Below are 7,292 nucleotides of genomic sequence, written 5' to 3'. Positions count from 1 at the left end.
CGCTCACGCTGGTACTCGGACAGCCGCGTCTGCGAGGCCTCGAGCTTTTGGCGCGCGCCCTGGGCCCGCTGGTTGAAGAACCCGCTGTACTGCCGCGCCGGCTCCACTCTCAGGTCGATGGTGGTGTCGATGTAGGCCTGCACGAAAGCGTTTGCCACCACCGCTGCAAAAGCAGGATCGGCCGCCTGGTAGTTGATGGTGATGACATTCGATTCCCGGCTGGGCAGGATCTCCAGCTGGCGTTTCAGCAGCCCGGCCAGCCAGTCATCCATCGATCCCTTTCCCTGGGTGGCGTCCCGCCACTGGCTGACGATCTCGGGGTTCTGCGCGAGCTTGAGGCTCTTGGCCACCTGCCGCGCGACCCGGTCGCTGGTGAGGATGTCGGCCTGGGTCGCCATGATGCTCGGATTCATCATGCCGCCGTAGACAGCGCCGCTGATGGGATCGGGCTTGACCTCGACCACCACGCTGGCCGTGGCGGTGTAACGCTTGGGCAGATAGAGGCTGACCACAACGGTTGCCAGCACGGTCACGGTCAAGACCAGCAGGGACAGACGCCAGCGCGCCCGCAGGATGGAAATGAATTGGGAAAAGCTCATCGAACCCACCTGCTCAGAACAGACTCTGCTGCACGTAGATCACGTCACCGTCCTGCAGTCGGATCTGCATGTCAGGCTCGAGGACCTGCGTGCCCGTGGGCGTACGGCGGTGGATGCGGATGCCCCGCTCGGTCCCCCGCTGCGTCAGCCCGCCACCGGCGGCCAAGCCCTGCAGCAGAGTCATGCCGCGCTCCAGCCGCAGTTGCCCCGGCTTCTGCACTTCGCCATAGATGTAGATGACCGGCGCCCGGTCCACGTAGACCACGTCATTGCCCTGCATGATCAGGTCGTTCGGACGCTCCGCGCTGCTGAACATCTGGGCCAGGTCCACTTCCTTGCGGAAGGGCTTGCCATCGCGCGTGCCCACCACGACGACCTGATCCGCCCCCAGCTGCGGCGTGATCCCCCCGGCCATCGCCAACACGTCGCTGAGATGGGTCTGCCCCGTTTCCAGCACATAGCGCCCCGGCTTCTGAACCTGTCCCAGCACGCTCACCTGACTGCCCCGCGCGGTCTCCAGCACCACGGTGATCTGAGGGTCCTTGACGAACTCGCCCTTGCGCAGGCCGTCGGCGATCAGACGCTCGGCCTCCGCCACAGTCAGCCCACCCAGCTTGATGGTCCCAAGAAGAGGATAGGACGTACTGCCACTGTCCGACAGACGCGTTTCCAGCGTCAGGTCGGGATTCTGGTAGACCAGAATCTTGATCAGATCACCGCCACCCAGGCGGTACTCCGGGATCTCGGCCGTCCCGGCGGCTCGAACAGGCGACAGGACGACAAAGGCCGTCAGGAGCGCAAGGAACAGACTGCGCAGGAATTGCTTCATTTCAAGCCCAAGCCTTTCTTCAAGGTTGCATCGGTCAGCCCCGCGGACGCCGCAGATCCGGCGGCCTCCACAGGCATCGTGGCAAGCGGCCCCATCGCCCCTTCGGGGGCGGAGGCAGCAAACAGCCCAACATACTCCACCTTGGCGGCTCCACGCAGCCGCCTCACCTCGTCCACCGCCGCCTGGCGCTTGCGCTCGTTGGCAATCGCGGCCTGAATGGCTGCGCGCGCCTGCTCCAAGGTCACCGGCTCGGCGCGGCGAGACTCGACAAAAAAGACATGGGCCGAGCCGCCCTCCATCTGCATCACCCCCTGCCCATCCGCCGCGGAGGCCAATTGAGGCAGCATGGTCAGCGGCAGCCCCTCGGCCGGCCGTGCAAGGTGGTTGACCAGCATACGGTACTGCTTGCTGCCAGCCCATTGGGCGAGAAACTCGGCAGTCTTTCCAGACTGCAACAAGGACCGCAGTTCGGCCACCGCCTCAGGCGGCAAGGTCAGCTGCACTTCGGTCAAAGTGTAGATCTGCCGCTGCGCAAAAAGCTCCGGCTTGCTGTCGAAGTAGGCCTGCACCTCCTGCGGTGTCGGCGCGGGCACTCTTTCCAGCTGACGGTCCATGTAGGCCCTGGCAAGGATATCTCGCCTGGCGGCCTCGATGGCCGCGGCCACGTTCGGGTCGCGATCGAGCTTTTGCGCCTGAGCTTGCTGCAGCGTGACTTCCTGATCGATCAGGCGTTCCAGCACCTGACGAGGTGCCTCGCTGCCGACCGCGGCGGCCAGCTGAGGATTCTGCTGCAACACGAAATTGATCTGGTGGACCGTGAGCTCCTGTCCATTCACTTTGGCCGCCACCTGCGTGGCGGCCCCGTCATGTCCACCACACCCGGCCAGCAAAACCACCCCGGACCAAGCCAGTGCGACGCACAGGTGAGTCAGACAAGAACTGCACTGATTCTTCATTGGCACTTCCGACAAACTTTGACCCCGACGACACCCTCAGCAGGACGCGCCCGGAAAATGCATGAACCGTTCCAGCCCAGGTGACAGACTGCAACAGCCATCCCAATCCTTCAGGATTTCCGATCGAAAGTCACTATAGCCCTACAGGAGGTTCCGACCGGCGACGGACATGTGACAGGTCCCCTATGGGCAGACGATGGAGCCCGCCCTGACTTGAGTTAAGAGAGATGTGCATCCGAGCCCAGGCGGAACACCCACGGCACATTATTGATTCAGCGGTTGTTCCGTGTTCCTTGCGCGTGGCCATGGGGCCAACAGCGCGCATCGCAGACCTGCAGCAGGGCGATGCCTTAAAGTGCAAGCATTCGCCACCGCACCCATGGAGTCTGCCACCGTGAGTTCGCCGCCCGTTCCGTGCCTGTGCCTGCGGGATGCGCGCGACCAACGCCTGGGCACCGCCGTGCGTGAAGCGGCCGACCATGCCGAATCCGCGCTGGCGCGGATGATGTCCTTCCAGGGCTCGCCCCTGCCCGACCTGGACGCCGCCCGCAGTGCGGACCCGAGCTGGGCCCTGCCCCTGCTGATGCAGGCCGGCCACTGGCTGAGCCTGGACGAAGCCACCCACCTGCCGCGCGCCCTGGCCTTGCTGGACGAGGCCGCCCCCTTGTGCGCCGACGCGCCGCCGCGCGAGCAGGCCCACCTGACCGCCCTGCGCGCCGTGGCCGAGGGCCGCTGGCAGCAGGCCTGTCGCCTGTGGGACGAGCTGCTGCTGGAACACCCGCGCGACGCGCTGGCCCTGCAATGGGCCCACCACTGGGACCTGTGCCTGGGCGACACCATCAGCCTGCGCCTGCGCCCGGCGCGCAGCCTGCCCGAGTGGGACGAGAGCGACCCGCTGTTCCCGCACATGCTGGGCCTGTACGCCTTTGGCCTGGAGGAGAACAACCTCTACCCGCAGGCCGAGGATGTGGGCCGGCGCGCCGTGGGCGCCAGCCCCAGCGCGCCCTGGGCGGTGCATGCGGTGGCCCATGCGCTGGACATGCAGGGCCGCTTTGAAGACGGCACGGCCTGGCTGCGCCAGCACCAGCCGCGCTGGGCCGAGGACAACGCTTTTGCCGCCCACCTGTGGTGGCACATGGCCCTGTTCCGCCTGGAGGCGCTGGACCTGCCGGGCGTGCACCGGCTGATGGACGCCCACCTGACCGGCCCGGCCACGCCCACGCTGGCGCAGCGCCTGGACGCGGCTTCGCTGCTGTGGCGCATGCACCTGCTGGGCGAGGATGTGGGCGCACGCTTCGTGCAGCTGTTGCACGAGGCCGCGGTGCCGCCGGAGGAGGCCGGGCACTGGGCCTTCAATGACGTGCACCTGATGCTGGCTTACCTGGGCGCGGGCGAGCTGGTGCAGGCCGAGAGCTGGCTGGCGCGCTGCGCGGCCCGGGCCATGCAGCCCGAGGAGGCCCGCCGCAGCAACCATGCGGTGGCACGCGAGGTGGGCCTGCCGGTGATGCGCGGCCTGCTGGCCCTGGCCCGCGGCGAGGCCGAGCAGGCGGTGACCACGCTGCAGGCGGTGCGGCCGATGGTGCGCCGCCTGGGCGGCAGCCATGTGCAGCGCGATCTGGTGGACCAGAGCCTGATGGCGGCGGCCGCGCAGGCGCCGCATGCGCCGGTGGGCCGGGCGCTGCTCAACGAGCGGCTGATGGCCAAGCCGGCCACGCCGCTGACCCGGCGCTGGGCCGAACGGCTGCGGCTGAGCCTGTCCTGAACAGCCGGGGTCAGTGCCGGGCGGGCGTCAATGGCGCGCAGGCAATTGGCTGGCGTGATCCAGCCACTGCTGCAGGGCCTGGGCCAGCTCGACGCGGCTGAAACCGCAGCTGTCGTCGCCCAGCATGACGGCGGTGTCCAGCGGCTGCAGCAGGCGCTCCAGCACGCTCTCGAAGCGCTCGGGCAGGCCGTTCCACTCCAGCGCGGCCAGGCGGAAGCGGGCGCAGACCACATCGGCAGGCAGGGTGCCGCTGGACCATTGATCCAGCGTGGTGCGCAGGCGGCTGAGGGTGGGGGTGCGGTCGTGCAGCATCATGGTTGTCTCCTTGTGGCGCATCTCACCAGAACTCACCAGAACAGGGCACCCCGCCGTGCTCAGGCGCGGGAGGGGGCCTTCAGGCGCGTGGACAGCAGGTTCAGTGCCAGCCCGCCCAGCACCAGAGCGGCAGCCCCCAACTTCCAGGGGGGCAGGGGCTCGCCCAGCACGGCGCTGGACGAAAGCATGCCGAACACCGGCACCAGCAGCGCGGTGGGCGCCACGGTGGCGGCCGGGTGGCGCGCCAGCAGCCAGTTCCAGGCGCCGTAGCCGAACAGGGTGTTGCCCACCGCCTGCCACAGCACCGCGCCCCAGGCGGCCAGGCTGGCCGCGCCCACCACCTGGGCCAGGTGGACCGGGCCGCCTTCGGCCAGCAGGCTGATGCCCACCAGCGGCGGCACGGCCGCCAGGCTGGACCAGACCATGAAGCCCAGCGGATCGACCTTGCCGGCCGAGCGGGCCACCAGGTTGGCCACGGCCCAGCTGAAGGCCGCGCCCAGCACCAGCAGCAGGCCCAGGGTGCTGACGCCGGCCGTGCCGGCCGCGCCGGTGACGTGCAGGCCGATCAGCCCCATGCCGGCCAGGGCCAGGGCAAAGCCCAGGATCTGCAGCGGGCGCAGGCCCTCGCCCCGCAGCAGCATGGCCAGGCCGATGGTGAAGAAGACCTGGGTCTGGATGACCAGGGAGGCCAGGCCGGGCGAGATGTCCGAGTGCATAGCCAGGAAGAGCAGGCCGAACTGGCCCACGCCCAGCAGCACGCCGAAGCTGGCCAGGGTGCGCCAGCCGGTGGCCGGCCGGGCGATGAAGGGCAGCAGCGGCAGCGAGGACAGCGCGAAGCGCAGCGCCGCGAAGGCGAAGGGCGGCAGCTCGGCCAGGCCCCAGCGAATGACGACGAAGTTGGTGCCCCAGACCGCGACGACGGCCAGGGCGAGCAGCAGGTGACGCAAGGGCATAGGCGCGCCAGTGTAGGCGCGGGGCTCAGCCACCACCGCCGGTCAGGGCATGGGCGGGCGCGCCGGCGTGGCGCAGGTAGTCGGCCAGGCCGCGGCCGGGCTCGTGGCGGAAGCGGCTGTCCTGCACGGCGAGCGCGTCGATGCGGTCCAGGCGGAAGCTGCGGAAGTCCTGCCGCAGCTCGCACCAGGCGCCCAGGGTCCAGACCTGGCCCCAGAAGAAGCAGCCCAGCGGCCGCACGGTGCGCTGGCTGCCCTGGGCCCCGGCGTCGCGGTAGTGGAACTGCACCCGCTGGCGCCCGGCGATGGCCTGGCGCAGCAGGCCCAGGCGCTGCAGGGTGGCGGCGTCTTGGCCGTTGGCCGGCACCCACAGGGCCAACCCCTCGGCCTGGGCCCGCACGCTGGGCGGCAGCACCGAGAGGATGCGGCCCAGCGCCAGCTCGCCCTGGGCGGCCAGGGCCGGGTCCATCTGGGGCTGGGCCAGGCGCAGGGCGGCCACCAGGGCGCAGGCCTCATCGGCGCTGAACATGAGCGGCGGCAGGTCGAAGCCCGCGCCCATGCGGTAGCCCACGCCGGCCTCGCCCTCGATGGGCACACCCTGGGCCTGCAGATCGGCCACGTCGCGGTAGACGGTGCGCAGCAAGACCTCCAGCCGCTCCGACAGCCAGCCGGCGGTGGAACGGCGGCGGCCCCGGATCAGCTGGGTCAGGCGGAAGAGGCGGTCGGCACGGCGCATGGGCCGATGATGGCTCAGCCGGCGGCGTGCAGGCCCACGCGGTTGCCTTCGCTGTCCTGGAAGTGGACGAAGCTGCCCATGCCGTCGGGCAAGTCCACCCGCGGGGTGAGGATCTGGCCACCAGCCTCGGCCAGGCGCGCCAGGCCTTCTTCCAGCCGGGCGCCGCCGTCCAGGTAGACCACCACGCCCTGGGCACGAGGGCGGGCGGCCGGGCCGGCCAGCAGCGCGCCGCCCACACCGGGCTCGGCATAGGGCAGCACGGCCAGCGTCTGCGGGCCCATGGCCTCGCGCCGCAGGGGCGCGCCGAGCAGGGTTTCGTAGAAGCGCTGGGCGCGGTCGATGTCGGCCACGGGGATTTCGAACCAGTGCAGGGCGGATTGGGGAACTGAAGACATGGCGGGGGACTCCTGTGAAGGGTGAACCGGCAAGCCGGTGTGGAACCTGTCGCCATGGTGCGCAGGGGCTGCTGCCACCGTGCTGTCAGCAGAGACTCACCCCCCATTTCGTGGGGGGCCAGGGGCCCGACACCTTTGTATCCTTGCCGGCCTGTCTTTCAGGAGCTGTGTTTGATGACTTCCTCGATGCGTCGGCGCGACTGGCTGCGGCTGGGTGGCGCGCTGGCCGCCAGCGCCGGCCTGCCCGGCTGGGCCCTGGCCGCTTCCACCCTGACGGTGGCCCCCATGAATCTGCAGCGCCGCACGCTGGCCAATGGCCTGCAGGTGCTGGCCCAACCCGGCGGCGGTGGCGGCAGCGTGAGCGTGCAGGTCTGGTACCGCGTGGGCGGCAAGGACGACCCGCAGGGCCGCTCGGGCTTCGCCCACCTGTTCGAACACCTGATGTTCAAGAGCACGGCCCACCTGAAGGCCGAGCAGTTCGACCGCCTGACCGAGGACGTGGGCGGCGAGAACAACGCCTTCACCGCCGAGGACACGACGGCCTACTTCGAGACGGTGCCCTCGCACCACCTGGAGCGCCTGCTCTGGGCCGAGGCCGAGCGCATGTCCACCCTGAATGTGGACGAGGCCAACTTCCACAGCGAACGCAAGGTGGTGGAAGAGGAGTTCCGCCAGCGCGTGCTGGCCGCGCCCTATGGCCGGCTGTTCGAGGCGGTGGCGCCCAATGGATAGCTGGAGCACCCGTACAAG

9 protein-coding genes are annotated in these 7,292 nt (G+C 69.6%); 2 read left to right on the top strand and 7 right to left on the bottom strand.

Features of this window, described 5'->3' with window-relative positions; all coding sequences use genetic code 11:
• The 3 genes from I73_RS09330 to I73_RS09320 form a co-directional block, all read right to left on the bottom strand.
• Positions 1-599, bottom strand: a 599-nt coding sequence (locus I73_RS09330; RefSeq protein ID WP_022980362.1) for a Wzz/FepE/Etk N-terminal domain-containing protein, incomplete at its 3' end; no start/stop codon positions are given.
• A 13-nt stretch (positions 600-612) separates the two neighbouring features.
• Entirely contained in the window at positions 613-1,428 is an 816-nt protein-coding gene (epsE, locus tag I73_RS09325; protein ID WP_022980361.1) for a polysaccharide export protein EpsE, read from the bottom strand.
• Complete coding sequence (locus I73_RS09320) at positions 1,425-2,384, bottom strand: EpsD family peptidyl-prolyl cis-trans isomerase (protein ID WP_022980360.1); 960 nt, start codon at positions 2,382-2,384, stop codon at positions 1,425-1,427. Before I73_RS09320 ends, epsE begins: the two co-directional genes overlap by 4 nt.
• A gap of 394 nt (positions 2,385-2,778) precedes the next feature.
• Between I73_RS09320 and I73_RS09315 the strand changes: the two genes are divergently transcribed.
• Complete coding sequence (locus tag I73_RS09315) at positions 2,779-4,146, top strand: tetratricopeptide repeat protein (RefSeq protein ID WP_234409459.1); 1,368 nt, start codon at positions 2,779-2,781, stop codon at positions 4,144-4,146.
• Between the two features lie 27 nt (positions 4,147-4,173).
• On the opposite strand, the gene I73_RS27075 is transcribed toward I73_RS09315, so the two are convergent.
• Genes I73_RS27075 through I73_RS09295 form a run of 4 tightly spaced genes read right to left on the bottom strand, consistent with a single transcriptional unit; the run spans position 4,174 to position 6,542 of the window.
• Positions 4,174-4,461 (bottom strand): hypothetical protein, encoded by a 288-nt coding sequence (locus tag I73_RS27075; protein WP_022980358.1) that lies wholly within the window; start codon positions 4,459-4,461, stop codon positions 4,174-4,176.
• Between the two features lie 59 nt (positions 4,462-4,520).
• Positions 4,521-5,414 (bottom strand): EamA family transporter, encoded by an 894-nt coding sequence (locus I73_RS09305; RefSeq protein WP_022980357.1) that lies wholly within the window; start codon positions 5,412-5,414, stop codon positions 4,521-4,523.
• A 25-nt stretch (positions 5,415-5,439) separates the two neighbouring features.
• The gene (locus I73_RS09300) at positions 5,440-6,147 is read right to left on the bottom strand and encodes a YafY family protein (RefSeq protein WP_022980356.1); all 708 of its coding nucleotides are present in this window, start codon (positions 6,145-6,147) and stop codon (positions 5,440-5,442) included.
• A gap of 14 nt (positions 6,148-6,161) precedes the next feature.
• Complete coding sequence (locus tag I73_RS09295) at positions 6,162-6,542, bottom strand: VOC family protein (protein WP_022980355.1); 381 nt, start codon at positions 6,540-6,542, stop codon at positions 6,162-6,164.
• Between the two features lie 174 nt (positions 6,543-6,716).
• Between I73_RS09295 and I73_RS09290 the strand changes: the two genes are divergently transcribed.
• Positions 6,717-7,274, top strand: a complete 558-nt coding sequence (locus tag I73_RS09290) for a pitrilysin family protein (protein WP_040500091.1) — start codon at positions 6,717-6,719, stop codon at positions 7,272-7,274.
• Positions 7,275-7,292 lie beyond the last annotated feature (18 nt).

Source organism: Ideonella sp. B508-1 (genome assembly GCF_000333615.1).
In the GTDB taxonomy this organism is placed as follows: Bacteria; Pseudomonadota; Gammaproteobacteria; order Burkholderiales; family Burkholderiaceae_C; genus Ideonella.
Note: the sequence above shows the minus strand (reverse complement) of the source record. Positions and strands in the feature narration are given on the sequence as shown.

Bases quoted from the DNA above. Each gene is read 5' to 3' on its own strand.
- epsE (WP_022980361.1), bottom strand. From the start codon at position 1,428: ATGAAGCAATTCCTGCGCAGTCTGTTCCTTGCGCTCCTGACGGCCTTT.
- I73_RS09320 (WP_022980360.1), bottom strand. From the start codon at position 2,384: ATGAAGAATCAGTGCAGTTCTTGTCTGACTCACCTGTGCGTCGCACTG.
- I73_RS27075 (WP_022980358.1), bottom strand. From the start codon at position 4,461: ATGATGCTGCACGACCGCACCCCCACCCTCAGCCGCCTGCGCACCACG.
- I73_RS09305 (WP_022980357.1), bottom strand. From the start codon at position 5,414: ATGCCCTTGCGTCACCTGCTGCTCGCCCTGGCCGTCGTCGCGGTCTGG.
- I73_RS09300 (WP_022980356.1), bottom strand. From the start codon at position 6,147: ATGCGCCGTGCCGACCGCCTCTTCCGCCTGACCCAGCTGATCCGGGGC.
- I73_RS09295 (WP_022980355.1), bottom strand. From the start codon at position 6,542: ATGTCTTCAGTTCCCCAATCCGCCCTGCACTGGTTCGAAATCCCCGTG.
- I73_RS09290 (WP_040500091.1), top strand. From the start codon at position 6,717: ATGACTTCCTCGATGCGTCGGCGCGACTGGCTGCGGCTGGGTGGCGCG.